Source organism: Flavobacterium ginsenosidimutans (assembly GCF_037478105.1).
Lineage (GTDB): Bacteria > Bacteroidota > Bacteroidia > Flavobacteriales > Flavobacteriaceae > Flavobacterium > Flavobacterium ginsenosidimutans.
Genome location: NZ_CP147988.1, coordinates 2,681,990 through 2,706,902, shown reverse-complemented (window position 1 = coordinate 2,706,902; position 24,913 = coordinate 2,681,990). Strand labels below are relative to the sequence as shown.

Sequence of the window (24,913 nt, the reverse complement as noted above, 5' to 3'; positions counted from 1 at the left end):
CGTACAAAACTCAAAGCTTTAATTTTTTTGCCACAGATTACAAGGATTTACGGAGATTTAAAAAATCATTTTAATCTTTTTAATCTGTGGCTATATTTTTTATTTTGCGAACCTTGTGAAAGGCTTTGCGTTCTTTGCGGTTAATTTTTCACACGAAGCTTTACGGTTAAATAAAAACTTTATTCAAGATTTAAATCGTACTTTTAAGTATAAAAGTTTGTTATTAACTTTAAATAAAGAAATTCTTTATTATTTTTACCACATAATTTAAGCAGACTATGAGTTCTAACTTTGATAAATTTCAAAAGCGCAGGTTAATTTCCTCTTATTTTTCGGTAGTATTAAGTGTATTCTTGGTTTTATTCCTTTTGGGAGTACTAGGATTATTCATTATTAATTCAAAACAATTGGCAGACGATTTTAAAGAAAAAATCGCAATGACGGTTTTCTTTAAAAATGAAGCAAACGATAGTATTATTAAAGCATTTAATACTGAACTTAAAAGAGCGCCTTTTGCTAAATCTTTTGTTTATGTATCCAAAGAAAAAGCAGCAAAAGAGCATACTGATATTATCGGAGAAGATTTCTTAACGTTTTTAGGAGAAAATCCTTTATTGAATTCATACGACATTCACTTAAAAGCAGATTATGTTGAAAGAGACAGTATCGTGAAAATCGAAAACCGTTTCCGCAAAAATGCTATGATTTCTGATATTGTTTACGACAAACAATTGGTAAATCTGGTAAATGACAACATCAGAAAAGTAAGTATGTGGATTTTGATTATCAGCGGTTTCTTGACTGTAATTGCTGTTTTATTAATCAACAGTTCACTGCGTTTATCGATACATTCAAATCGTTTTATTATCAAAACCATGCAAATGGTTGGCGCAACAAAAGCGTTTATCCGTAAACCATTTGTAATGCGAAGCGTAAAACTTGGAATGCTTGGCGCAGGTTTGGCTATTATTGCTTTAATCGCACTTTTACTATATGTAGATACTAATTTCCCAGGTTTAGGAATTCTAGAAGACAAAGTTTTAACTGGTTTAGTTTTGGTTGCCGTTTTCGGATTAGGAGTTCTAATTACTTGGGTAAGTACGCATTTTGCAACACAACGTTTCTTGAATTTAAGAACTGACGATCTTTATTAATTTTTGATTGCAGATTTTAGATTGCAGATTTTAGATTGCAGATTTTAGATTTAAAAAAAATGCCTTCGACTTCGCTCAGGCTGACAAACACATAAAAATGAAAAACAACAATAATAAAGAAGAACAACAAGTTCAAAAACAGGAATTCCTTTTTGACAGCATCAATTATAAAATCCTATTAATCGGAATTGCGGTTATAGCACTTGGATTTGTCTTAATGTCTGGCGGAGGAAGCACAGATCCTAATGTATTCAACGAAGACATTTTCAGTTTTAGACGTATTCGTTTAGCACCAACAACTGTTTTAATCGGTTTTGGAATCACGATTTATTCTATTTTCAAAAAATCTAAATAGACTTTCTTAGACAGCTTAGACTTCTTAGATCTTTAGATTATTAAATTAATCTTTTTAAATCTAAAAAGTCTAAGAAGTCTAAAAATCTAATAATCTAAATTAAATGAACACATTACAAGCTATTGTTCTTGCCATTATTGAAGGAATTACAGAGTTTTTACCTGTTTCTTCAACTGGACACATGATTATTGCTTCTTCTTTTTTTGGAATAGCAAAAGATGATTTTACTAAACTTTTTACCATTGTAATTCAGCTTGGCGCGATACTTTCGGTTGTAATTTTATACTTCAAACGTTTCTTTCAAACTTTTGATTTTTACTTTAAACTTCTTGTTGCTTTTATTCCTGCGGTTGTTTTAGGATTATTATTAAGTGATATTATCGACGGTTTATTAGAAAATCCAGTAACTGTTGCTGTTTCTCTTTTAATTGGTGGAATTATTTTATTGAAAGTTGATGAATGGTTCAACAAACCAAATGATCCAGAAGTTTCAACTGAAATCACTTATGCCAAAGCTTTAAAAATTGGATTATTCCAATGTCTTGCTATGATTCCTGGAGTTTCTCGAAGCGGCGCAAGTATTGTTGGAGGTATGGCTCAAAAACTGACTAGAACTTCTGCTGCAGAATTTTCATTTTTCTTAGCCGTTCCAACTATGTTGGGCGCAACTGCAAAAAAATGCTACGATTATTACAAAGCTGGTTTTGAATTATCTCACGATCAAGTAAACATGCTGGTTATTGGGAACATTGTTGCTTTTGCTGTAGCACTTTTAGCAATTAAAACTTTCATCGGATTTTTGACTAAAAACGGTTTTAAAGTTTTTGGTTATTACCGAATCATTGCTGGAATCATTTTATTATTGATTCACTTTTTCATTCATCCGCTTACGATTATATAATGACACCTGAAGAATATTTAGAAGGACAAGTTTTATTGATTGACAAACCATTAAAATGGAGTTCATTTCAAGCTGTCAATAAATTAAAATACCTTTTAATTAATAAAGTTGGACTTCCGAAAAAGTTCAAAATTGGTCATGCAGGAACTTTAGATCCTTTAGCGACTGGACTTTTATTAATCTGCACAGGAAAATTCACTAAAAGAATCTCCGAACTTCAAGGTCAGGCAAAAGAATATACAGGAACATTTTATATTGGAGCCACTACTCCATCATACGATTTAGAAACTGAAATCGATCAGACTTTTCCAACTGAACATATTGATGAAGCTTTGATTCATGAAACGGTAAAACAATTTTTAGGCGAAATCGATCAAAAACCGCCTATTTTTTCTGCAATTAAAAAAGACGGAGTTCGTTTGTACGAACATGCACGTGCAGGAGAATCTATTGAAATTGAAAGCAGAAAAACTACGATTCACGAATTTGAAATCACTAGAATCGAATTACCTGAAATAGATTTTAGAGTCGTTTGCTCTAAAGGAACTTACATTCGTTCCCTAGCTTATGATTTTGGAAAAGCAATGAATTCAGGTTCGCATTTAACTGTTTTACGCCGAACTAAAATTGGCGATTACGACGTGAAAAATGCGATTGATATTACCTTATTCGAAGAAAATCTATAACATTAGTTATATTTCCTTTTTTGTATTTTAGAGGCGTGCTTTTAAAATTCGAAAAAATGAGAAATTTCTTTTTAGCATTATTTTTGATTTTCATCAAATCATCTTATTGTCAGACAGCAAACCAGAAATTTGTCTCTACAGATATTGAAAATTTTTGGAATGCATACGACAAAATCATTTCTACAAATGACAGTATTTCGCAACTGCGATTTTTAAATGAATTTTATTTAGAAAAAGCTTCTCCAGGTTTGAAAAGCTTGATTGAAGTCCGTCATTATACACCTAAAGAATTTCTTGGCGCTATTACTAAATATCCTAAATTTTGGAATTCCTTAAAGCCGAACACTACAAATCTCAATTCGATTTATTCAGAAATCGAAACAGATATTAGCAAATTAAAAGAAGCTTATCCTGAATTGAAACCTTCTACGATTTACTTTTCTATTGGCGCTTTTAGAACAAACGGCACAATTCAAAACGATCGAATTTTAATTGGTTCTGAATTGTCTTTAGCAGACGAAAATACTTTTATTGACGAACTTCCAGAATGGAGAAAAGCATTTTATAAAGAATACAATCCGAGAAAAAATATTGCTTTGCTGTGTACGCACGAATATATTCATACGCAGCAGAAAGAATTTTCAGAAAACCTGCTTTTAATGTGTCTTTACGAAGGAGTTGCAGAATTTGTATCTTGTAAAGTAACGGGCAAAAAATCGAGCAGTCCAGCAATTGAATTCGGAAAAAACAATGAGAAAAAAGTAATCGATCAATTTGTTTCAGACTTGTATATTATGAGCAATAATTACAATTGGCTTTGGGGCGAAAATAGAAATGATTTAAAAGTTCGAGATTTAGGATATTATATTGGTTATGAAATCTGCGAACGTTATTACAATGCTTCTAAAAACAAATCGGAAGCCATAAAAAAATTAATTCAGCTAGATTTTGCTAATGACAAAGAAGTTGAAAAAATTGTAGATGCTTCAAAATTACTTCCCAAAAGTTTAAACCAGCTTGAAAGTGATTACGAAAAACAACGTCCAAAAGTTACTGCAATAGCTCCTTTTAAAAATGGAGATCAAAAAGTAAAATCTGGCGTAACAGAATTTACCATTACTTTTTCTGAACCTTTAAACGGATATAATACCGGATTAGATTTTGGACCATTAGGCGAAGAATCTTGTCCTAAAATAAAACCAGAAAGAAATTGGTCATCTGATAAAAAATCGTGGACTTTTAAAGCCGATTTAGAACCTAACAAAAAGTATCAGATCTTAATCACAAATAATTTTAGGAAACAAAATGGTGTTAGATTAAAACCTTATCTAATAGAATTTCAAACCGAAAAATAAAATTGAAGCATAATAAAAAAGCACATTACTTTTTTTATTCAGTAATGTGCCAGGCTCTTTCTTAAATAAGTAATCCTATTTCATACTTACTTAAATTCAATAGTGAGGCACATTTTTTCCTCCGAATAAAAATTGAGAGAAGAAATCATAAAACCTTTCGAATAACTTTTTCATAATAGTGCACTTTTAATTGTTAAACATTTAAATAAACACCAATAAAAAGAGTAAATCAGAAAGTTATAATAGACGTGGGTTAGCATCACTAAGATACAAAATTCTATTGAAGTCAAAAAGACTTTAAGATAATTTTATCAACAAATCATCTGTTTATCAACACATTAATCCGATTAAAGACGATTATATTTGATGTTTTCCATAATTTCGACCAATTCTTCCTGAACCGAAATTCCTTTATCTGCCAAATACCACAACTGAAGATCAGTTTTTATTTTTTCGTCAATAGCACCAACTTCTCTTTTATGTTTTGCCATTAATTCGGTAGCACCTTTTGGTCTTGGTCCCCAATCGGCACGAACAATTCCAGCTTCTTTACAAATTACAATTACTTTCGGAATTCCTCTTCCGCCGTTAGTTAGATAGTGGCTCATTAAATCATCATTTTCATCGCGAAATGCAATTTTTAGTTCGATTTTCTTGTTTGAAGCCAAAGCCATTTTATTTAAAATTGGAAGAATCTGCGCCGCATCTCCGCACCATCCTTCTGAAAGAACCAGCCAAATATAATGATTGTCTAAGTTTTGAAGTTTAGCCACAATGTTATCAGAAATGGTAATCGTTTTCTCCAAACGGTTCATTCTTGCTTCATTCAATTTTGAATAATTGGTCAAACTTTCTGATTGTTCGTTTCCTGTTGATTTTCCTTCAGACAATAAATCGGTTACTATTTTTCTATATTCAACATAAGGATGACTATTGAATAATGATTTGGCTACGATGCTTTTCATATTTATTTCATTTTTAGGATACAATAAAAATACGAAATTTAGGAAGACGAGGGAAATGACATTTATCACATCTCCGAATTGAAAATTTCATCATATATATTTCCTGTTTCAAGAGAATTCCAATTCTCGCCATACTTCTCAGCAATCTGAACTAAACCTAGAAGAGATAAGGGATTAAAAGCAGAAACTGATATGTCATTATTTTTTGCTATCCAAAAAAGTATTTCGTCTTTTGAATGATTCATTTCCAACGATACTTCAAATCCTTTATATTTAATTGCAAATAATGCAATATCATAAGTGTTCATGGCCTCTGTTATCTTCATTACTGATTAAATTAAAATTAGACAATTATAAATATTCTTTTGATTCCTCTATACTTTTAAAGAAATAATTATTCAAAATAAAAATCCTACAAATTTAAACATTCTAATTAATGCAACGATTCTAAAATAATTTTGCAAACATTATTTTTAAAAATCAGAATATGTCTATATTTGCACAAATTAACGCGACACACACATGAAATATAAAAGAATTCTTCTAAAACTTAGCGGCGAAGCGCTGATGGGTGATTTACAATACGGTATTGACCCAAAAAGATTAGCCGAGTATGCAGATGAAATTAAGCAAATTCACAACAAAGGAGTAGAAATTGCAATTGTTATTGGAGGAGGAAATATATTTAGAGGCGTTGCAGGAGCAAGCTCAGGAATGGACAGAGTTCAAGGCGATTACATGGGAATGCTTGCAACTGTAATTAACGGAATGGCATTACAAGGCGCTCTTGAAGATAAAGGAATGAAAACTCGTCTTCAAACTGCTCTAAAAATGGAATCTATTGCAGAACCTTATATCAAGAGAAGAGCTGACCGCCACCTTGAAAAAGGAAGAATCGTAATTTTTGGTGCTGGAACCGGAAATCCATATTTCACAACTGATACTGCTGCCGTTTTAAGAGGTATCGAAATCAATGCTGATGTTATTCTTAAAGGTACTCGCGTTGATGGTGTTTACGATTCTGACCCAGAAAAAAATGCTTCTGCAGTAAAATTTGATTTTATTTCGTTTGACGATGTAATCAAAAAAGGATTAAATGTAATGGATACTACTGCATTTACCTTAAGCCAAGAAAACAAATTGCCTATCGTAGTTTTTGATATGAACAAAATTGGAAACTTATTGAAAATCTGCGACGGAGAAAATATAGGAACTGTAGTAAACATATAGACTGCTTAGATTATTAGAATTTTAGATTTTCTAAATTCTTCGCAACCTTAAGGCAATCAAAAAAAACAAAATAACATTAGTTCGTAAATTAGAAGAAATTATTTTTATAGTCTAAAAATGAAATCTTCTATCCCGAAGCTTCGGGACTAAAAATCTAAACAAAATGACTGAAGAAATAGATTTTATTTTAGAAAGTACTGAGGAATCAATGAATGGTACTATTGCACACTTAGAGAAAGAATTTCTTAATATTCGTGCAGGAAAAGCTTCTCCAGCTATGCTTGGAGGTGTGTTTGTAGATTATTACGGATCTGCAACTCCTCTTTCTCAAGTATCTAAAATCAGTGTTCCAGATGCTAGAACAATTACATTACAGCCATTTGAAAAAAATATGCTGCAAGCAATTGAAAAAGCAATCTTAATTGCAAACATTGGTTTCAACCCAATGAACAATGGAGATATGATTATCATTAGTGTTCCGCCATTAACAGAAGAGCGTCGTCGCGATTTAGCAAAACAAGCAAAATCTGAAGCTGAAGATGCTAAAATTGGTATTCGTAACTCTCGTAAAGATGCTAATACTGATATCAAAAAATTAGAAAAAGAAGGAACTTCTGAAGACATCTGTAAATCAGCTGAAGAAGAAGTTCAAAACTTAACAAACTCTTTTATCAAAAAAATCGATGAATTATTGGCAGCGAAAGAAGCTGAAATCATGAAAGTATAAGGTTGATATTTGATATAAAATAAAAATCCGTCTGGTTTAGCGCCAGACGGATTTTTTTATTACTATTTTTGCATACGAAAATTAAATTCTTTTCGTTTTTGAAACTATATCATTCTGTATGAAGCTATTTTGTTTTTTGACTTTGTTTTTTACGCTTACACTTCAAGCGCAAATTCAAATAAACGGAATCGTAACCGATTCAAACAACAAACCTCTTCCGTTTGCTACAATTACGACTTCAGAAAACAATAACACAATTACAGATGTTGATGGTAAATTTATTTTCAAAATTAGCTCATCTGCAACTTCACTTACCGTTTCTTATATCGGTTTTCAAACCAAAACAGTAGCTTTAATAAGTAACAAAACTTTTTATGCGGTTTCGCTTTCGCAGAAGACAGACGACTTGCAAGAAGTTGTAGTTTCTAATGAAAATCCAGCTTTAACAATCATTAAAAAAGTTATTGCCAATAAATCGCTGAATGATCCGCAGAAAAAACTCAGCAGTTTTGAGTACAAAACCTATAATAAACTTATTGTAACTGCAAATCCTGACTCGATTGACGGACGTATTGATACTTCGGCAACGTATAAAGATTTAAACAAAAAAATCATCATTGATTCTTCCGATTACAAGTTTAAAGAAATTGTAAGCAAACAGCATTTGTTTCAAACCGAGAAAGTATCGCAATATCAATTTGCAAACAGTAAATTAAAAGAAACAGTTTTAGGAACTAAAATAGCAGGTTTCAAACAGCCTATTTATGAAGTTCTAGCTTTCAACCTTCAGTCGATTTCTATTTATGATTCGAATTACGAATTATTTGAAACCAGATATGAAAATCCTATTTCGAAAAACGCTCCTTCGACCTATAATTATAAATTGCTGGATACCGTAAGCATTCGAGGTCGTGACACGTATATGATTTATTTTAAAAATAAGTCAAACCATAAAACATCTGGATTAGAAGGCGTTTTATATATCGACAGGGAGAATTTTGCTGTCGCGAAAGCAGTAATGCGAATTAAAGGTGTTTTGGACATTAGCGGTATTCACGAATTTGAATATATTCCGAAAGAAAAAATATGGTTTCAAAGCAATACGACTTTTAAAATTGTAAAAGGAAAAAACGACGACGATATTAGAATTTTAGGCGGAACTATTCAATTTGACGGAGACGTTGAAGATAATTTCGAACCTAGAAAAAAAGTGGCTTCAGATTTTACTTATCTCCTTTCTGAGAGTAATAGCTTTGACATTCGCGTTAATACTAACAATCCCATTAAAAACCCTTCGCTTTACATCGAAATTAAAGACGATGCGGCCAAAAAACCTGAAAGTTTCTGGGAAGCTTACCGAAAGGAAAATCTTGACTTAAAAAGCCAAAAAACCTATTTATTACTTGATAGCCTTTCTGTTCGCAACAGAATTGAAAAACGTCTTGGAATTGGCCGAAAAATAATCAATGGATTTTATCCAATTGGCCCAATCGATTTGGACTTGAAAAAAATCATAAGTTATAATAATTACGAAGGTTTCCGTCTTGGTGTGGGCGGAATTACAAACGATCGTTTGTCAAAAAACTTTCGTCTTGAAGGTTATACCGCTTACGGAACAAAAGATGGTGTTTTTAAATACAGCGTTGGAGCTGGAGTTTTATTAGACAAACATACCAATACTTGGTTTAATGGATATTATGCTGATGATGTTCGAGAAATTGCAAGTACTGTCTTTTCGGTTGATAAACGTGTTTTCAAAATTTACGACCCACGTCCAATCAACATTAGTACTTTCTATGAATACACGGGATGGCGAGGGAATATTCAAACCAAATTTATTCCGAAAACTGAAGCTGTTTTAGAACTTTCAAGAAATTATATCGAGCCAAAATTTGATTATCTTTTTAATCTAAATGGAAAATTGTATTCGAGTTATATTATGACTACGGCAATGCTTTCTATTGTTTGGGCACCTTTTAGCGATTTTATGCAAACTCCAACCGGAAGAAATGAAAGCGATAAAAGATTTCCGAGATTTACTCTTCAATACACGCAGTCTTTACCAAATGTATTTGATAATGATTTTACTTTTAGCAAAATAGATTTTAAAGCCGAATACGAAAAGCAATATTTAAATCGTCAGAAAACGAGTTTGCTTTTGCAAGCAGGTTATGCAATGGGAGATGTTCCAATTACGCATTTATACAATACTTCTCCGAATAATTTAACTAAAGAAACCGTTATTCAGCGTATCACTTTTTCAGGAAGAAATGCTTTTGAAACCATGTTTTTCAATGAGTTTTTCTCAAGTCAATATTTAATGTTCCAAATAAAACATGGTTTTGACCGAATTACACTTTTCAAAAAAGTTAGACCTTCTTTGGTTTTAGTAACGAGAATGGCTTGGGGAAATATGGAAAAACCCGAACAGCATGTTGGTCCAGATTACAAAACACTTGACAAAGGTTACTTTGAATCGGGAATTGAATTAAACAGAATCTTTAAAGGTTTTGGTTTGGGAGGATTCTATCGTTATGGTCCAAATCAGCTAATGAAATTTGAAGATAACGTTGCTGTTAAGATTTCTTATGTTCTTGATCTTGGACTTTAAAAGTTAAATTCCAATCTTGAAAACTGGAAAATTCTAAATTTCAGAGCTCGTTTGTCATCCTGAGGAACGAAGGATCACACTCGCAACTAAACAAAGACTGGTGATTTTCTTTGTAGAATAACCTTAAGGAATTTCTAATGCGATTCTTCGTTCCTCAGAATGACAAACTAGATGAATAGTAAAAAGTAAAAATCCCAAACTCCAACAAGAATTGGAATTTGGGATTTTAAAATTTTGAAATTTCTAACCCTTATGGTTTAAGAATCAAAACAGAAGGTGAATTATTCAGCCAGATACTTTGTGATTCTATTAATTTTTTCCAGCTATCAAGACTAATAATCATTAAATCCTGACTTTCTAAAAACTCTTTTTTCAATGTTCTGTCATTCATAATCATGATATGATTTGGCGCAATCTGTTCGATAGAACGAATTGTTTCCTGAATTTCACGTGTACTTCTAACTTCGCCACTCGCATCTAAAACCGTAATTTGTGAACCATTATTATTGATTAATTTCTTAGCATAATCAATCAAGAAAGCATCTTCTTTACTAAATACGGGCATAAAAATCTGGTTTACTTCTTCTAGATCTTTATCAATAAAAATTCCAACTGGCATTTTTGTTTTAGTAATAATGTGACGCGTTCTTTCATCAAACGGATTATTTTCAAACAAACCTTCTTTTCCCGTAAACTTATCAATCAAACGATCTGGATTTACAATTCGAGTTGTGAAACCAAGTATTTTACCTAATAAAGTTCCATCAAAAATAGATTGTCCTAAACCAACCAAAAGCAAATCGTATTCTCCGTGATTTGCCGTATCAATAATATCCGAATCAATATCATTAGAAACTTTAAATAAACTAACCATGTTTTGATTCAGCAACTGTGATTCTTCAACCACTGGGCCAATCATTTTACGTTCATGCTCTTTCACATCAAACGAATGTATTTCTGTACTTAAAGAAATATGCATCGCCGTTACAACCGAATTATCTGCTTGTTTTTTGACAAGGCTGTTAGCAATTTTAAGCAACTTTTTTCCTTTTTCTGGAGTTGCAAACGAAAGCAGAATCTTGAATTTGATTTTACTTCCAATCTCTTGCTGAACGGCAGTAATATTATCTTTAAAAATAAATCCGATAAAGTCTAATGCTGGACCCGTCATAAAAGTAGTCAGTAACGCCATAATTACCATCATGGTAAAAATTTCAGTTGATAAAACTCCCAGATCATAACCAATATTTAGTACTACCAGTTCCATTAAACCGCGTGTATTCATTAAGGCGCCAATAGACAAACTGTCTTTCCAGTTTTGACCCATAAATTTGGCTGCCAAAGCACTTCCGAAGAATTTACCAACTACCGCAACCAAAATAATCAAACCTGTAATTTTCCATAATTCAGGATCGTTTAACAATCCTATTTGTGTGCGCAAACCTGTAAACACAAAGAATAATGGCAATAAAACGATTATCGAAACGTCTTCAACTTTTTCGATAAATATATTTCTGAATTTATTGTTTTCAGGCATAATAGCTCCAGCTAAAAAAGCCCCGAACAAAGCATGAATTCCAATTAATTCTGATGCATAAGAAGAGATTAAAAGTGTAATAAAGAAAATGGCAACAACTGGTTTATTTAAACTCTCGCGCGTTGCATTCAAATCTCCTACTCTTTTTAAGAACGGACGAACGATTTTCAACATGATAATCACGTACAAAATCGCCATTCCGATTACATAAAGCGAACTAGAAAGCGAACCTGCTTTAACAATCGCAATTACAACTGCCAAAATACACCAAGCCGTAATATCATCTGCCGCAGCGCAAGTAATCGCAATAGTTCCTAGTTTTGTTTTTTGCATGCCGCGTTCCTGAACAATTCTAGCCAAAACTGGGAAAGCTGTAATACTCATCGCAATACCCATAAACAAACCGAATGAAGAAAATTCAACTCCCAGCGGAGCATACGTTTCATAAATAAAATAAGCCAATGATAAACCTAAAGCAAACGGAATTACAATACTAGCATGACTAATTACGACTGCATCATGAGCTTTGTTTTTTAGCACTTTCAAATCCAATTCCATCCCAATTACAAACATGAAAAGGATTAAACCAATCTGGCTTAAAAATTGTAAGTTCCCTAAAGATTCTTTTGGAAATAAAGCTGCAGAAAATTCCGGAAAATACATTCCGACTAAAGAGGGTCCAAGTACGATTCCGGCGATCATTTCGCCAATTACCGAAGGCTGCCCAATTTTTCTAAAAAACCATCCAAACAAACGAGCAACTAAAATGATGGTAACTATTTGTGCCAGTAAAATTGCCAATGGATGCTGTAAATTGTCTACCATCGAGTGCAAAAAATCTTTCCAATGATTACTTTCAACACTTTTCTTTACAATATTACGCCCTACTTCTAACGAGGCACCTTTTGAAATTACCCAGTATATCAGTGCTGTAAAACCACCAATGATTGTAACATAGAATAAGGAATTCCTAATGTTATTCATAAACTCGTTCTTTAGATTATTGCGCAAATATCCGCACTGTGAATTTAGTGAAAAAGAAATTCAGTTGTTAATTTTTATTGCATGTAACAAGTCGGGAAAAAATTGTAATAAGTTTTAGATCTTAACTTTCTTTAAGAAATCAGCGCGGTAAGTTTCGCTTAAAATTAGCGTTACGTTTTTATTGTTTTCTTCTACGTGATGCAGAACAATTTCGTTATGATTAAAGAATTTTATTGCTTTTACGGCTACTATTTCTTTTTTATTTATTCGGCAAAAATCAGCATCTGGCAATTCGTTTAAAAGAGTATCAAATTTTACATTTTTCAAATTCAGATAACTTCCATCAGTAAGTAAAACAGCTTTATCACGACTGTCACTCAGAGCCGTTTTTATATATTGGATTTTATTAAAATACAAAAGCGTTTTTCCTTTGTCTGTATTCAGCTGAATAAATTTTTTAGCTGAATTTGATTTTTCAAAACGTTCAGATGCTTTCGTAATTGCTTTTTGCAAACGTTCCAACTTCACAGGTTTTGTGATATAATCAACCGCATCAATATTAAAAGCCTCGGCAGCATATTCTTTATACGCCGTGCAAAAAATCACCAATTTGTCCTGCAGTTTTTCGGCAAGATGAAGACCATCGATTCCAGGCATTTCTATATCCGAAATCAACAAATCAAAATCAAGGTTCGAAAAATCAGACAGCAATTTCTCAGGATCGTTGCACGTTTTTACAATTTCCAATTCAGGAATTTGTTCGCAAAGCATTTTTAGGTACGTTAATCCTGGAAGTTCATCGTCCAGAAGCAAGCATTTCAGTTTTGTATTCAAGTAAATCAATTTTTAGATGAGCAATATAAACATCGTTTTCTACAAACTTATCGAGTTTGAAATTATTCTTATAAATAATGCGAAGACGATGTTCGAGTGTGGCGTGGCCAAAACCACTTCTTTCTTTTTTCAAAACCTTTTTGTCTGAGATTTTATTCGAAACCGTCATAAAAAAAGCATTGTCTTTAAATTCAAAAACAACCGAAATAAAAGCATCAGCACTTTGAAGATCAGCGTGTTTAAAGGCATTTTCAATTAAATCAATAGAAATTAAAGGCGCCAGCAAAGGCTGATCGTACAATTTATCTTCTTTGTTAATGTTCGTTTTGATCTTTAACTCAAACAGCGGACTAATCTTGATTTTATTGATTTCGATTAAATTCAAAGCAAAATCAATTTCTTCTTTAGCAGTTACAAATTTCTTTTTGCTTTCGTATAAAATATAATCGAGAACATTCGCCAGTTTATCCAAAGCAAAATAAGTTTGGTAAGCGTGCGACTGAATCGAGTTTAAAATATTCTTAAACAAATGCGGATTCAGTTTTGATTCCAGATTTTCCAGCTGTAAGTCATTTACTTTTGATTCTAAAGCATAAAAGCTTTTCTCTGCATCATCTTTCGCTTTTTTGGTTTGCATTAATTGGTAAACCATAAAACAAATGATGACGATTAACAGCAACAGAATTGCCAGAAAAATAAAAGTTGTTGTATTGTTTTGTTGCATTTAGCTTGTTTTGAATTGTATTAATCAATTGTAAATTCACTACAAATATGGGAAAAGCTACTGGTTCTATAACAAAAAACAAGAAAATTATCACAAACCTAAAGCTGGCAAATTTGTGTTAACATTAAGTAAAATACAAACGATTGTTTATGATTTCGAGCACTTTTCACTACATTTGCAACCATTTTTAAAGAATTTATGAAAAACACTATTCAAGTTGGATTTTGGGAGAAGTTGGCCCGAATTATACTTAAAAACAGAATAACAATTCTGGTTATCCTATCTGCCTTAACTATTTTCCTTGGTTACCAATGGAAGAATCTTTCTATGACGTATACCGAAGCAAACCTGCTTCCTAAAGATCATATTGCGAATAAAGAATACCAAAAATTCTTAGATAAATTTGGTGAAGAAGGAAACCTTGTGGTTATTGGTTTTCAGGATAAAAACTTTTTTACGCCTAAGAATTATGCCGCTTGGAATGAGTTGATGACAGGTTTAAAAAAGTCTAAAGAAGTTGATTTAGTAGTTTCTTTAAATGATTTAAAAAAACTGGAAAAAGATACGATTAACGAAAAATTCGTTTTAACTCCATTTATCGATCAAAGCAAAGTTTTAGATCCAGCATATTTAAAAAGCGTTCAGCACGAATTATTCAACAACCTGCCATTTTACGAAGGATTATTGTTTAACAAAGAAAGCGGAAGTGTCCGTTCTGCGATTTATATCAATAAAGCTTTAGTAAATACGCCACAAAGAAAGGCTTTCATACTTGAAAATTTAGTTCCGAAAATCGATAAATTCGAAAAAACAACAGGAATCGATCTTAAAGTTTCTGGAATGCCATACATTAGAACGATTAATGCTGCCGATATGAAAGGCGAAATCGGACTTTTCATTGGCGCGGCTTTATTGACCGTTTCTCTGATTTTCTTTTTTTTTTTCCGTTCGTTTAGAGCGACATTTATTTCAATTTGTATTTTAATAGTCGGCGTAATCTGGTCATTTGGAACGTTGGGATTATTTGGTTATAAAATCACGATTTTAACAGCTATTATTCCACCGCTGATTATTGTAATCGGAATTACAAACTGTATTTTCTTAATCAATAAATACCAGCAGGAAATCAAATTGCATAATAATCAGGCAAAAGCTTTACAGCGTGTTATTTCTAAAATTGGAGTTTCGACTTTAATGACAAATTTAACTACCGCGATTGGTTTTGCAACATTCATGATTACAGGAAACGATCTTCTTTTCGAATTCGGAATGGTAACTTCAATCAACGTGATTTCTGTTTACTTATTGACGCTTTTCATCGTGCCAATTATTTACAGTTTCATGCCTTTGCCAAAAGAAAAACACTTATACCATTTAACAAAAACATACATTTCGACTTTATTGAATGTTGTAGAAGACTTGGTAAAATCAAAACGTAAAGTTGTTTATATTGTTTATGGTTTGCTTTTGGTTTTCAGCGTAATTGGAGTTTCACAAATGAAAGTTTCAGGAAGTTTGATTGGCGAAATGCCGAAAAGTGCTTCTTTCTTTAAAGATATTTTATTTTACGAAAAAGAATTTAACGGAGTTATGCCGTTGGAAATTATGATTGACACCAAAAAGAAAAAAGGTGTTATGAAGGCTTCTACAATTCGTAAAATGGATGAATTGCAAAATACTATTGCTGAAATTCCAGAATTGGCAAAACCAGTTTCGGTTGTGAATTTGGTTAAATATTCGAAACAAGCTTTCTACAACGGAAATCCAGAATATTATCAATTGCCAACTTCACAAGAGCAGACTTTTATTTTAAGTTATGCCAAAAATGCTACGAAAAACAGCAAAGAAAATCTAATGAAAGCTTATGTTGATTCAACTGGACAATATGCCAGAATCACGACTTTCATGAAAGATATTGGAACAGATGAAATGGCAAAAGTGGAGAAAAAATTACATTCAAAAATTGATGAAATTTTCCCAAAAGACCGTTTTGAAGTTACCGTTACCGGAAAAGCATTGGTTTTTCAGAAAGGAACATCATACTTAGTTGACAACTTAATCGAATCTTTGATTTTCGCAATTTTGACAATTGCAGTTTTAATTTTGTACTTATTCCGTTCTTTCAAAATGGTAATGGCATCAGTAATTACAAATATTTTACCGCTTTGTATTACGTCTGGATTAATGGGTTATTTCGGAATTCCGTTGAAACCTTCTACGATTTTGGTATTCAGTATCGCCTTCGGAATTTCGGTTGACAATGCGATTCAGTTTATGGCAAAATACAGACACGATTTGCTTCAAAGTGGCGGAAAAGTGAAAAAATCGGTTTTCAGTGCATTAAGAGAAACTGGAATTAGTACTTTCTATACTTCTGTAGTTTTGATTTTAGGTTTTGCGACTTTTACTTTATCAAGCTTCAGCGGAACCATTGCGCTTGGTGGATTAATTTCTTGTACTTTGGCTTTTGCGATGTTTGCGAATTTGGTTGTATTACCTTCGTTGGTTTTGACTTTTGAAAAGAAGAAAACTAAGAAAGAGGAATTGGAGAATTTGGAAAAATAAAACATTAAATATGCTAGGTTTATTTACAGCAGTAATACCAATTGTCTTTGGAATAATTTTAAAATCCTCAAACAGAGAAGATTTAAAATCTCTAAAAAAATATTGGCTATTTTTAATTATTGCGGGAAGCATATTATTTATTTTAAGATTATATGATTTCTTAAAATAACTATTTCACAATATTGTCATTTCGACGAAGGAGAAATCACACTCGAAGCTCGACAACTTTGTAGACTTTCTTTGCGGAATTACTAGTGTGATTCCTCGTTCCTCGGAATGACAAAAAAGAAAAACAATTTGGTTATCTTGAAAACGAATGCCCTAGCCCTGATCGAAGCGGCATCCTTTCTATTTTTTCTTTAAAAATAGAAAGATACAGCGGAGAGCAGGAAACAGCTTCAAAAATTAATTATTATCGTTTATATTTGCAATTCGATATAAAAAACACTGGTTTTATTTTGATATAAAATCAGCAATCTATAAATCTAAAATTAAAATGAGACACACAAAGGTTAAAGACTTATTAAACAGTACGACGACGCTACAGGAAGTGAATGCAAAAGGATGGGTGAGAACTTTTAGAAATAATCAGTTCATCGCGCTTAATGACGGTTCTACAATTAATAATATTCAATGTGTTGTTGATTTTGAAAATACACCAGAAGAGACTTTAAAAAGAATCACGACTGGAGCTGCGGTTTCTGTAATTGGAACTTTGGTTGAAAGTAAAGGTGCGGGTCAGAAATATGAAATTCAGGTTACAAAACTTGAAATTCTTGGAGATTCAGACGCGGAGAAATTCCCAATGCAGCCTAAAAAACACTCTTTAGAATTTTTACGTGAAAACGCTCACTTGCGTGTACGTACAAATGCTTTTGGTGCAATTATGCGTGTGCGTTCGGTATTGTCTTATGCGGTTCACAGCTATTTCCAGCAAAAAGGTTTCGTGTATGTAAACACGCCAATTATCACTGGAGCTGATGCTGAAGGTGCTGGAGAAATGTTCCAAGTTACTTCTTTACCATTGGATAATCTTCCAAAAAATGAAGAAGGAAACATTGATTTCAAAAAAGATTTCTTCGGAAAACATACGAACTTGACCGTTTCTGGACAATTAGAAGGGGAAACTTTCGCAATGGCTTTGGGTCAGATTTATACTTTTGGACCAACGTTTAGAGCAGAGAATTCAAACACTTCTCGTCACTTAGCAGAATTCTGGATGATCGAGCCGGAAGTTGCTTTCAACGACTTGGATGACAACATGGATTTGGCTGAAGATTTTATTCAGTATGTAATTAAATATGCTTTAGACAACTGTCAGGATGATTTGAAGTTCTTGGAAGGAAGACTTTTAGAAGAAGAAAAATCAAAACCACAAGCTGAAAGAAGCGAAATGGCTTTGTTAGAGAAATTGAACTTCGTGTTAGAAAACAACTTCAAACGTGTTTCTTATACAGAAGCAATTGACATTTTAAGAGATTCAACTCCAAATAAAAAGAAGAAATTCCAATACTTAATCAACGAATGGGGAGCTGATTTACAATCAGAACACGAGCGTTTCTTGGTTGAAAAACACTTTAAATGTCCGGTAATTTTATACGATTACCCAGCAAACATCAAAGCATTTTACATGCGTTTGAATGACAACACAGAACCTGGAAGAGAAACTGTTCGCGCTATGGACATCCTTTTCCCTGGAATTGGAGAAATCGTTGGTGGTTCTGAAAGAGAAGAGCGTTACGATGTTTTGGTTGAGAAAATGGAAAAACTTGGAATTGACAAAGAAGAATTATACTGGTACTTAGACACCAGAAGATTTGGATCGGCAACTCACGCAGGTTTCGGTTTAGGATTTGAGCGTTTAGTATTGTTTGTAACTGGAATGACAAACATTAGAGACGTAATTCCTTTCCCAAGAACTCCTGGAAGTGCAGAGTTCTAAGAAATAAAGTTTTTGCCACAAAGGCACAAAGACGCTAAGTTTATTTTTAAATTAACTGAATTAAAGACTCGAAAAAAATTAAAATAATACCACGAAGACACAAATTCACAAGTATTATTTTAATTTTTTAGTGAAGATTTAAAAACTTAAAAAAACTTTGTGCCTTCGCGCCTTCGTGGCAAAACCCTTAAAAAAATATGCTCTCTGAAAGAACGGAAGAAATTGGAAAAATAATTGTAAACTCAGCATTTAAGGTTCATAAACAACTTGGACCTGGATTATTAGAAAGAGTTTATGAAGTTTGTTTAGCTCACGAAATTGCTAAAACTGGTCTTGATGTAAGACGCCAAGTTGATATTCCCATCTTTTATGACGGAATTGAATTTAGCGAAGGATTAAGATTAGATTTACTAATTGAAGATTCTATAATAGTAGAAATAAAAGCAGTTGAACAAATAAATCCAGTTTGGGAAGCACAAATCATAAGTCAATTAAAACTATTGAATAAAGATTTAGGCTTTTTAATTAATTTCAACGTACCACTAATCAAAAGTGGTATTAGACGATTTATAAATACAAAAAGAGCATTTTAAAAAAAATCAAATAAAAGCCTTATAGGCAAATAAAAATAAAAACTTTGCGCCTTCGCGTCTTAGTGGCTAAAAAAAAGTAGTGCCTTATCATGCTAAAGCAATTTTTAAATTTAAAATTATCCCAAAAATTATCTCCACAGCAAATTCAGCTGATGAAGTTAATTCAATTGCCTACGCAAGCTTTTGAACAACGTTTATTGGAAGAAATGAACGAAAATCCAGCACTTGAAGCTGGAAAAGAAGACGATTACGAAGCTGATGAATACGCTAATGAAGACTACGACGATTATGATGATGCAGAATCAGACAGAATCGAAGCAGACGACATTAATATTGACGAATACTTAAGCGACGACGATACGCCTGATTACAAAACTCAGGTAAACAATTATAGTGACGACGAAGAACGTGAAACGCCTTTTGCGGCTCCGATAAGTTTTCATCAGGATTTAATCAATCAGCTGAATACTTTTATTTTGAATGATGAAGAGCGCGAAATCGCTGAGTTCTTAGTAGGAAGTATTGATGATATGGGTTACATCCGCAGAAGCATTCCTGATATTGTTGACGACATGGCTTTTACTCAGGGAATTTATACTGATGAAGCAATGGTCGAAAAAATGATGACCGTGATTCACGAATTGGAACCTTCGGGAGTTGGAGCGCGTGATTTGCAGGAATGTTTGTTGCTTCAATTAAAACACAAAACACCAACTGAATATGTTGATTTAGCGATTGACATTATCGAAAATCAGTTTGATGCTTTTACGAAGAAACATTACGATAAATTATTACAGAAATACAGCATTTCAAACGAACAGCTTAAAAAAGCGATTCACGAAATTGAAAGACTGAACCCAAAACCAGGCGGTTCTTTTACTGGAAATAATAAAGTTACAGAAAATGTGGTTCCAGACTTTGCGATCAGAATTGTTGACGGCGAATTGGAATTGACTTTAAACGGACGTAATGCTCCTTCTCTGCACGTTTCTAAAGATTATCAAGAAATGATGCAAACGTATAAAGAATCTCGTGATAAATCAACTGCTCAGAAAGATGCGGTTCAGTTTATCAAACAAAAACTGGATTCTGCAAAATGGTTTATCGATGCGATTAGACAGCGTCAGGAAACACTTTTTGTAACGATGAATGCAATTATGCATTATCAAGAAGAATATTTCTTAGACGGTGACGAAACCAAACTAAAACCAATGATCTTAAAAGACATTGCCGATATGGTTGGTTTGGATATTTCGACGATTTCACGTGTTGCCAACAGCAAATATGTTGAAACGCCATACGGAACGAAACTGATTAAAGAATTCTTCTCTGAAGCAATGAAAAATGATCAGGGAGAAGATGTTTCTACTCTTGAAATCAAAAAAATTCTTCAAAACACAATTGAGGAAGAAGATAAAAGAAAACCGCTTCCAGACGATCAATTGGCTGAAATCTTAAAAGAAAAAGGCTATCCAATTGCTAGAAGAACAATTGCTAAATACCGCGAACAACTTGATATTCCGGTGGCGAGAATGAGAAAGAAGATTTAAACTTTCTCTAACCATATCAGAAATATAAGTTCATTTAAATAGCAAACCCGACAGATTTTAAAAACTTGTCGGGTTTTGTTTTTATCAATTAGCTCATCTCAAATATTAGAATTTGTTATTCCGTAGGAATATCTCGTTGGTAGAAAAAAATAGTAACGGCATTTCGGTTGGGTCCTGTAAGGACACTTGTTTTAACCAATGAATATTTTTGAAACGCAATCAAACGTTCCTACGGAACGTATATCTGGTGAACCAAATTAAAAAATTCTACCGACCAAACATTCCTACGGAATGTATAATATCAATAAACAACAAACCCGACAGGTTTTAAAAAACTATCGGGTTTAATTCTAATATCAATAGAGTCTTTATTTATACTGATCTGGCAAAATCTTTACATCAAATAAAAACACTTTCTTTTTATCGCTGTAATGATAAATCAACGTATAATCATTATCTCTAAAAACCTGAAGTCCAGGATTTGCTTTTGCAGTGCTGATAAGACTTTTTTCAATTTCTTCTTGAATTACATTCACTTCTGCAGTTTCTTTTGCAACATTCAACAATGTCAAATTATATTGAACTTCTCTTTCTTCACCCAAAGTCACACTATCCAATCGGATGCCTTCCTGAATATTTAACGGACAGTTTTTATTATATTTTTCAACTAATTCTGTGATTTCTGTTTTTACTTCGGTAGCATTTTCAGAAAGATAAAACTGAAAAAAAACAGCCAAAGCCACTGCGATTCCAATTATAACTAATAATAAAATATTTTGTTTTCTCATACTTTGTATTGTTTATTAAGGCCTATAAATGGAATATAAAAATCTATTTTTCCTGATTCTTTTTCATTGCATTAAAATACGCTGCACGACTAAGTGGCTCGTATTCTTCGGTTTCGCCAAGCATTACTAATTTATCATTAGCGGTTTTTCTAAAACTATAATTGGCTAAATTTCCAGTTCGTGTACAAACAGCATGAACTTTTGTTACATATTCAGCAGTTGCCATAAGTCCAGGCATTGGTCCAAACGGATTTCCTTTAAAATCCATATCCAATCCAGCCACAATTACACGAATTCCTTGATTTGCTAAATCATTGCAAACGGTAATAATTTCATCATCAAAAAACTGCGCTTCGTCAATACCAATCACATCACAGCCTTGTGCCAAAATCAAGATATTAGCCGCTGCAGGAACTGGTGTAGAACGAATTTCGTTGGCATCGTGAGACACTACCATTTCGTCATGATAACGGGTATCAATAGCGGGTTTAAAAATTTCGACTTTTTGTTTGGCAAATTGAGCACGCTTTAATCTTCGGATCAGCTCTTCGGTTTTACCCGAAAACATTGATCCACAAATAACTTCAATCCAACCAAATTGTTCTTTGTGATTTACTGTATTTTCGAGAAACATTTTGTATTTTTCTACCTTTAAAAATGAATAGTTTTTATTACTTTGTACTGGCAATAAATTAATGTAAAAATGTACTGTTTTACATTTTTTCAAAAGTAGAAAATTTTTACCAAACCTTAGATTCGCGAAAGCGTATTAACAGAAATAAAAAATTATCTTTTGAATTTCCTTGAGAATAGAGACATTCAGACATCAAATACACTAAAATACCTTATTCACTATAATTTTCAACAGTTATGAAAAAAAAATTGGAAGCTGATTTAATCAGCATTGCACATCGAATTTTGAAACTTAAAAACAAATCCGATATCAATCAATTGTACCTTGAAACTCAGAAATTATATGAGAAATTAGCCGTATTAAAATTTGTTGACGAAAATTTCGACACCTTAAAACCAACAATCGGACAGACAGAAATCAATGCTGAATTGGAAATTATTTTCGACAAAGAAGAAAGTGCAATTCCAGCTTTAATCGAAAATGAAGCTCCAACTGCAGAAAAAGTAATCGCACTTGAAGAATCTTACGAACCTGAAATTTCAGAAGAACAACCAGTAGAAATTATTGAAACTGCTGAACCAATTGCTGAAGAAGTTAAAGAAACTGTTCAACCTGTTGCAGAAATTGAAGAACCAGTTATTGAAGAAACAATTGAACCAATTGTTGCTGAAATTATAGAACCTGAAGCTGAAAAAGAAATTGAAAAGGTAGAAGAATCTAAAAATGATGAACTTTCATTTACAACTGTAAACGATTTAAAACCAATTTCTGATTTCAAACCTGCTTTCGAATTAGAAGTAGAAGAAATCAAAGATGAAGTTAAAGAAGAACCAAAAGCTCCAACTTCTTCAATTCCGACAATACAGTTTGAAGATTTTGGCGTGAATTATGCCGATGCGCAATTTGTAAAAGTAGATAGTTTTGAAGCTGTTCCGCCTGTAAAAACTCCTTCGATTAATGATTTTAAAGAAGAAAAAAAGGAAGAGAAAAAAATCGAAACAGCAATTCTTGAAACTCCTGCACAACCAAAAGCAGTAAGTTTAAATGAAAAACTGTCTAGAGGATTTCATATTGATTTGAATGATCGAATCGCTTTTACTAAAAATCTTTTTGGAAACAGCACCGAAGATTACAGCCGTGTTTTAAACCAATTAATGACTTTTGATTCTTATAGCGAAGCTAAAGATTTTATCGAAAACATGGTCAAACCAGATTATAATAACTGGGATGGAAAAGAAGATTATACCGAGCGTTTTATGGGAATTATCGAGAAAAAATTCGCTTAAAAACAAAACACAAATTTCACAGATTAACACGAATTTATAGTTAGTGCAATTTTTCGAAAGATTAGAATCTGTGACAATTTGTACAATCCGTGTTAAATATTAAAATAGAATATGTCAAAATTATATATCGTTCCAACGCCAATTGGCAATCTTGAAGACATGACTTTTAGAGCCATTAGGGTTTTAAAAGAAGTCGATTTGATTTTGGCGGAAGACACCCGAACAAGCGGAAAACTCCTAAAGCATTTTGAAATTGGCACGCACATGCATAGCCATCACATGCACAACGAGCATAAAACTACTGAAAACTTAATTGCACGTTTGAAAGCGGGCGAAACCATCGCTTTGATTTCAGATGCTGGAACTCCAGCCATTTCAGATCCTGGTTTTTTATTGACTCGTGCTTGTGTCGAAAATAAAATTGAAGTTGAATGTCTTCCTGGCGCAACTGCTTTTGTTCCCGCTTTAGTAAACAGCGGATTACCAAATGACAAATTTATTTTTGAAGGTTTTCTGCCTGATAAAAAAGGACGTCAAACTCGCTTTTTGGCTTTAGCAGAAGAAACTCGAACGATGATTTTATACGTTTCTCCGCATAAACTCGTTAAAACTTTAGCTGAATTTGTACAATATTTTGGAGAAGAACGACAAGTTTGCGTTTCGAGAGAATTATCAAAATTACACGAAGAAAATGTACGCGGAACTGCAAAAGAAGTTTTAGCGCATTTTGAAAAAACAGCACCACGCGGCGAAATTGTCGTTGTCGTTGCTGGAAAAACAATAACAAAAGAACCTAAGAAAAGTAAATTTTCTAAGGATGACGAAGAATAAAAAATAATGTTAGTTCAATTCCATTTGTCACATCGAGCGGAGTCGAGATGCAGATTTAGTTCTCGACTCCGCTCGAACTGACAATATGAACCAAAAAATATAAATAAAGAATAAATCATGAGCATACAAGCCTTTTTAGAAAAAGTAAAACAAACTCCGACACAAATCACATTTCCAGAAACTATTGCAGTAATTGAAGAAAACTACAACTTTACTCCAACAGCTTTTCAAAACGGAACACAACATAATGCAGCTGGTGAAAATTCTGGTTCTTGCAAATTATTTTCTTTCGCGAAATTGCAGAATTTAAGCAAAGAAGAAACATTAGCTTGTTTTGGAGCATTTTATTTTGAAGAAGTTTTAGGCGATCCAAACGGAACAAATCACCAAAATATTAGAAATTTCATCAACTTAGGCTGGGATGGAATTAAGTTCGAAGGAAATGCTTTAGAAGCGAAATAATATTTTAGATTTTAGAGTGTAGATTTTAGATTTCTGAAATCTATACTCTAAAAAACTTTGTCAAAGTTTGAAACTTTGACAAAGTTAAAAAGTGAATATGTCCTACTACAGATTAAAAATCCTTTTAATCTTTTATCTCGATAGCTATCGGGAATGGCAAAAAAAATTACCAATCAGATTAAACGATTTCAAAAATCTG

22 protein-coding genes are annotated in these 24,913 nt (G+C 32.7%); 15 read left to right on the top strand and 7 right to left on the bottom strand.

What is annotated here, in order from left to right; all coding sequences use genetic code 11:
• Positions 1–278 precede the first annotated feature (278 nt).
• The 5 genes from V6624_RS11955 (at position 279) to V6624_RS11935 (ending at position 4,451) form a co-directional block, all read left to right on the top strand.
• Entirely contained in the window at positions 279–1,154 is an 876-nt protein-coding gene (locus tag V6624_RS11955) for a cell division protein FtsX (RefSeq protein ID WP_111287063.1), read from the top strand.
• Positions 1,155–1,251: 97 nt separating this feature from the next.
• Positions 1,252–1,509 (top strand): DUF3098 domain-containing protein, encoded by a 258-nt coding sequence (locus V6624_RS11950; protein ID WP_111287065.1) that lies wholly within the window; start codon positions 1,252–1,254, stop codon positions 1,507–1,509.
• A 103-nt stretch (positions 1,510–1,612) separates the two neighbouring features.
• Positions 1,613–2,410, top strand: a complete 798-nt coding sequence (locus V6624_RS11945) for an undecaprenyl-diphosphate phosphatase (protein WP_338841877.1) — start codon at positions 1,613–1,615, stop codon at positions 2,408–2,410.
• The gene (gene truB, locus V6624_RS11940; RefSeq protein ID WP_111287069.1) at positions 2,410–3,096 is read left to right on the top strand and encodes a tRNA pseudouridine(55) synthase TruB; all 687 of its coding nucleotides are present in this window, start codon (positions 2,410–2,412) and stop codon (positions 3,094–3,096) included. The genes V6624_RS11945 and truB overlap by 1 nt, the downstream gene beginning before the upstream one ends.
• 56 nt (positions 3,097–3,152) lie before the next feature.
• Positions 3,153–4,451: a DUF2268 domain-containing putative Zn-dependent protease gene (locus V6624_RS11935; protein WP_111287071.1), complete on the top strand. Its 1,299-nt coding sequence runs from the start codon at positions 3,153–3,155 to the stop codon at positions 4,449–4,451.
• Positions 4,452–4,798: 347 nt separating this feature from the next.
• Here the strand turns inward: V6624_RS11935 and V6624_RS11930 are convergent, their stop codons facing one another.
• Together V6624_RS11930 and V6624_RS11925 are read right to left on the bottom strand one after the other, a co-directional pair.
• A complete protein-coding gene (locus V6624_RS11930) occupies positions 4,799–5,416 on the bottom strand; it encodes a thioredoxin family protein (protein WP_111287072.1) in 618 nt (205 codons plus the stop codon).
• A 65-nt stretch (positions 5,417–5,481) separates the two neighbouring features.
• Positions 5,482–5,742 carry a hypothetical protein gene (locus V6624_RS11925; protein ID WP_111287074.1) on the bottom strand — a complete coding sequence of 87 codons (261 nt, stop codon included), beginning with the start codon at positions 5,740–5,742 and terminating at the stop codon, positions 5,482–5,484.
• Between the two features lie 196 nt (positions 5,743–5,938).
• Between V6624_RS11925 and pyrH the strand changes: the two genes are divergently transcribed.
• The 3 genes from pyrH (at position 5,939) to V6624_RS11910 (ending at position 9,984) form a co-directional block, all read left to right on the top strand.
• Entirely contained in the window at positions 5,939–6,646 is a 708-nt protein-coding gene (gene pyrH, locus V6624_RS11920) for a UMP kinase (protein WP_111287076.1), read from the top strand.
• Between the two features lie 163 nt (positions 6,647–6,809).
• Entirely contained in the window at positions 6,810–7,373 is a 564-nt protein-coding gene (gene frr, locus V6624_RS11915; RefSeq protein ID WP_111287078.1) for a ribosome recycling factor, read from the top strand.
• A 118-nt stretch (positions 7,374–7,491) separates the two neighbouring features.
• A complete protein-coding gene (locus V6624_RS11910; protein ID WP_111287080.1) occupies positions 7,492–9,984 on the top strand; it encodes a DUF5686 family protein in 2,493 nt (830 codons plus the stop codon).
• A 250-nt stretch (positions 9,985–10,234) separates the two neighbouring features.
• On the opposite strand, the gene V6624_RS11905 is transcribed toward V6624_RS11910, so the two are convergent.
• The 3 genes from V6624_RS11905 to V6624_RS11895 all read right to left on the bottom strand — a co-directional run bounded on the left by V6624_RS11905 (position 10,235) and on the right by V6624_RS11895 (position 14,063).
• Complete coding sequence (locus V6624_RS11905; protein WP_111287084.1) at positions 10,235–12,505, bottom strand: cation:proton antiporter; 2,271 nt, start codon at positions 12,503–12,505, stop codon at positions 10,235–10,237.
• Between the two features lie 114 nt (positions 12,506–12,619).
• Entirely contained in the window at positions 12,620–13,339 is a 720-nt protein-coding gene (locus V6624_RS11900) for a response regulator transcription factor (protein WP_338841871.1), read from the bottom strand.
• Positions 13,302–14,063, bottom strand: a complete 762-nt coding sequence (locus V6624_RS11895; protein ID WP_111287086.1) for a sensor histidine kinase — start codon at positions 14,061–14,063, stop codon at positions 13,302–13,304. The genes V6624_RS11900 and V6624_RS11895 overlap by 38 nt, the downstream gene beginning before the upstream one ends.
• 198 nt (positions 14,064–14,261) lie before the next feature.
• Between V6624_RS11895 and V6624_RS11890 the strand changes: the two genes are divergently transcribed.
• The 4 genes from V6624_RS11890 to rpoN all read left to right on the top strand — a co-directional run bounded on the left by V6624_RS11890 (position 14,262) and on the right by rpoN (position 20,713).
• On the top strand, positions 14,262–16,628 hold the full coding sequence (locus V6624_RS11890) for an efflux RND transporter permease subunit (RefSeq protein WP_338841869.1): 2,367 nt from the start codon (positions 14,262–14,264) through the stop codon (positions 16,626–16,628).
• A gap of 496 nt (positions 16,629–17,124) precedes the next feature.
• Positions 17,125–18,570, top strand: a complete 1,446-nt coding sequence (gene asnS, locus V6624_RS11885) for an asparagine--tRNA ligase (protein ID WP_111287090.1) — start codon at positions 17,125–17,127, stop codon at positions 18,568–18,570.
• 197 nt (positions 18,571–18,767) lie between these two features.
• On the top strand, positions 18,768–19,163 hold the full coding sequence (locus V6624_RS11880; protein WP_338841867.1) for a GxxExxY protein: 396 nt from the start codon (positions 18,768–18,770) through the stop codon (positions 19,161–19,163).
• 89 nt (positions 19,164–19,252) lie between these two features.
• Positions 19,253–20,713: an RNA polymerase factor sigma-54 gene (rpoN, locus tag V6624_RS11875; RefSeq protein ID WP_111287094.1), complete on the top strand. Its 1,461-nt coding sequence runs from the start codon at positions 19,253–19,255 to the stop codon at positions 20,711–20,713.
• A gap of 368 nt (positions 20,714–21,081) precedes the next feature.
• On the opposite strand, the gene V6624_RS11870 is transcribed toward rpoN, so the two are convergent.
• Entirely contained in the window at positions 21,082–21,501 is a 420-nt protein-coding gene (locus tag V6624_RS11870) for a hypothetical protein (protein WP_111287096.1), read from the bottom strand.
• Between the two features lie 43 nt (positions 21,502–21,544).
• Positions 21,545–22,135, bottom strand: a complete 591-nt coding sequence (locus V6624_RS11865; protein WP_111287442.1) for a thymidine kinase — start codon at positions 22,133–22,135, stop codon at positions 21,545–21,547.
• Between the two features lie 236 nt (positions 22,136–22,371).
• Here V6624_RS11865 and V6624_RS11860 point away from each other — a divergent pair, with 236 nt between their 5' ends.
• The 3 genes from V6624_RS11860 (at position 22,372) to V6624_RS11850 (ending at position 24,714) form a co-directional block, all read left to right on the top strand.
• Positions 22,372–23,421: a hypothetical protein gene (locus V6624_RS11860; protein ID WP_338841864.1), complete on the top strand. Its 1,050-nt coding sequence runs from the start codon at positions 22,372–22,374 to the stop codon at positions 23,419–23,421.
• Positions 23,422–23,532: 111 nt separating this feature from the next.
• On the top strand, positions 23,533–24,252 hold the full coding sequence (gene rsmI / locus V6624_RS11855) for a 16S rRNA (cytidine(1402)-2'-O)-methyltransferase (protein ID WP_338841862.1): 720 nt from the start codon (positions 23,533–23,535) through the stop codon (positions 24,250–24,252).
• A 117-nt stretch (positions 24,253–24,369) separates the two neighbouring features.
• Positions 24,370–24,714: a HopJ type III effector protein gene (locus V6624_RS11850; protein WP_035681760.1), complete on the top strand. Its 345-nt coding sequence runs from the start codon at positions 24,370–24,372 to the stop codon at positions 24,712–24,714.
• Positions 24,715–24,913 lie beyond the last annotated feature (199 nt).

Excerpts from the sequence above, each read along its gene's own strand:
- V6624_RS11955 (WP_111287063.1), top strand. The coding sequence starts at position 279 with ATGAGTTCTAACTTTGATAAATTTCAAAAGCGCAGGTTAATTTCCTCT.
- frr (WP_111287078.1), top strand. The coding sequence starts at position 6,810 with ATGACTGAAGAAATAGATTTTATTTTAGAAAGTACTGAGGAATCAATG.
- V6624_RS11880 (WP_338841867.1), top strand. The coding sequence starts at position 18,768 with ATGCTCTCTGAAAGAACGGAAGAAATTGGAAAAATAATTGTAAACTCA.
- V6624_RS11905 (WP_111287084.1), bottom strand. The coding sequence starts at position 12,505 with ATGAATAACATTAGGAATTCCTTATTCTATGTTACAATCATTGGTGGT.
- V6624_RS11925 (WP_111287074.1), bottom strand. The coding sequence starts at position 5,742 with ATGAAGATAACAGAGGCCATGAACACTTATGATATTGCATTATTTGCA.
- V6624_RS11945 (WP_338841877.1), top strand. The coding sequence starts at position 1,613 with ATGAACACATTACAAGCTATTGTTCTTGCCATTATTGAAGGAATTACA.
- pyrH (WP_111287076.1), top strand. The coding sequence starts at position 5,939 with ATGAAATATAAAAGAATTCTTCTAAAACTTAGCGGCGAAGCGCTGATG.
- V6624_RS11950 (WP_111287065.1), top strand. The coding sequence starts at position 1,252 with ATGAAAAACAACAATAATAAAGAAGAACAACAAGTTCAAAAACAGGAA.
- V6624_RS11850 (WP_035681760.1), top strand. The coding sequence starts at position 24,370 with ATGAGCATACAAGCCTTTTTAGAAAAAGTAAAACAAACTCCGACACAA.
- V6624_RS11865 (WP_111287442.1), bottom strand. The coding sequence starts at position 22,135 with ATGTTTCTCGAAAATACAGTAAATCACAAAGAACAATTTGGTTGGATT.
- asnS (WP_111287090.1), top strand. The coding sequence starts at position 17,125 with ATGAGACACACAAAGGTTAAAGACTTATTAAACAGTACGACGACGCTA.
- V6624_RS11935 (WP_111287071.1), top strand. The coding sequence starts at position 3,153 with ATGAGAAATTTCTTTTTAGCATTATTTTTGATTTTCATCAAATCATCT.
- V6624_RS11895 (WP_111287086.1), bottom strand. The coding sequence starts at position 14,063 with ATGCAACAAAACAATACAACAACTTTTATTTTTCTGGCAATTCTGTTG.
- V6624_RS11870 (WP_111287096.1), bottom strand. The coding sequence starts at position 21,501 with ATGAGAAAACAAAATATTTTATTATTAGTTATAATTGGAATCGCAGTG.
- rpoN (WP_111287094.1), top strand. The coding sequence starts at position 19,253 with ATGCTAAAGCAATTTTTAAATTTAAAATTATCCCAAAAATTATCTCCA.
- V6624_RS11930 (WP_111287072.1), bottom strand. The coding sequence starts at position 5,416 with ATGAAAAGCATCGTAGCCAAATCATTATTCAATAGTCATCCTTATGTT.
- V6624_RS11910 (WP_111287080.1), top strand. The coding sequence starts at position 7,492 with ATGAAGCTATTTTGTTTTTTGACTTTGTTTTTTACGCTTACACTTCAA.
- truB (WP_111287069.1), top strand. The coding sequence starts at position 2,410 with ATGACACCTGAAGAATATTTAGAAGGACAAGTTTTATTGATTGACAAA.
- V6624_RS11860 (WP_338841864.1), top strand. The coding sequence starts at position 22,372 with ATGAAAAAAAAATTGGAAGCTGATTTAATCAGCATTGCACATCGAATT.
- V6624_RS11890 (WP_338841869.1), top strand. The coding sequence starts at position 14,262 with ATGAAAAACACTATTCAAGTTGGATTTTGGGAGAAGTTGGCCCGAATT.
- rsmI (WP_338841862.1), top strand. The coding sequence starts at position 23,533 with ATGTCAAAATTATATATCGTTCCAACGCCAATTGGCAATCTTGAAGAC.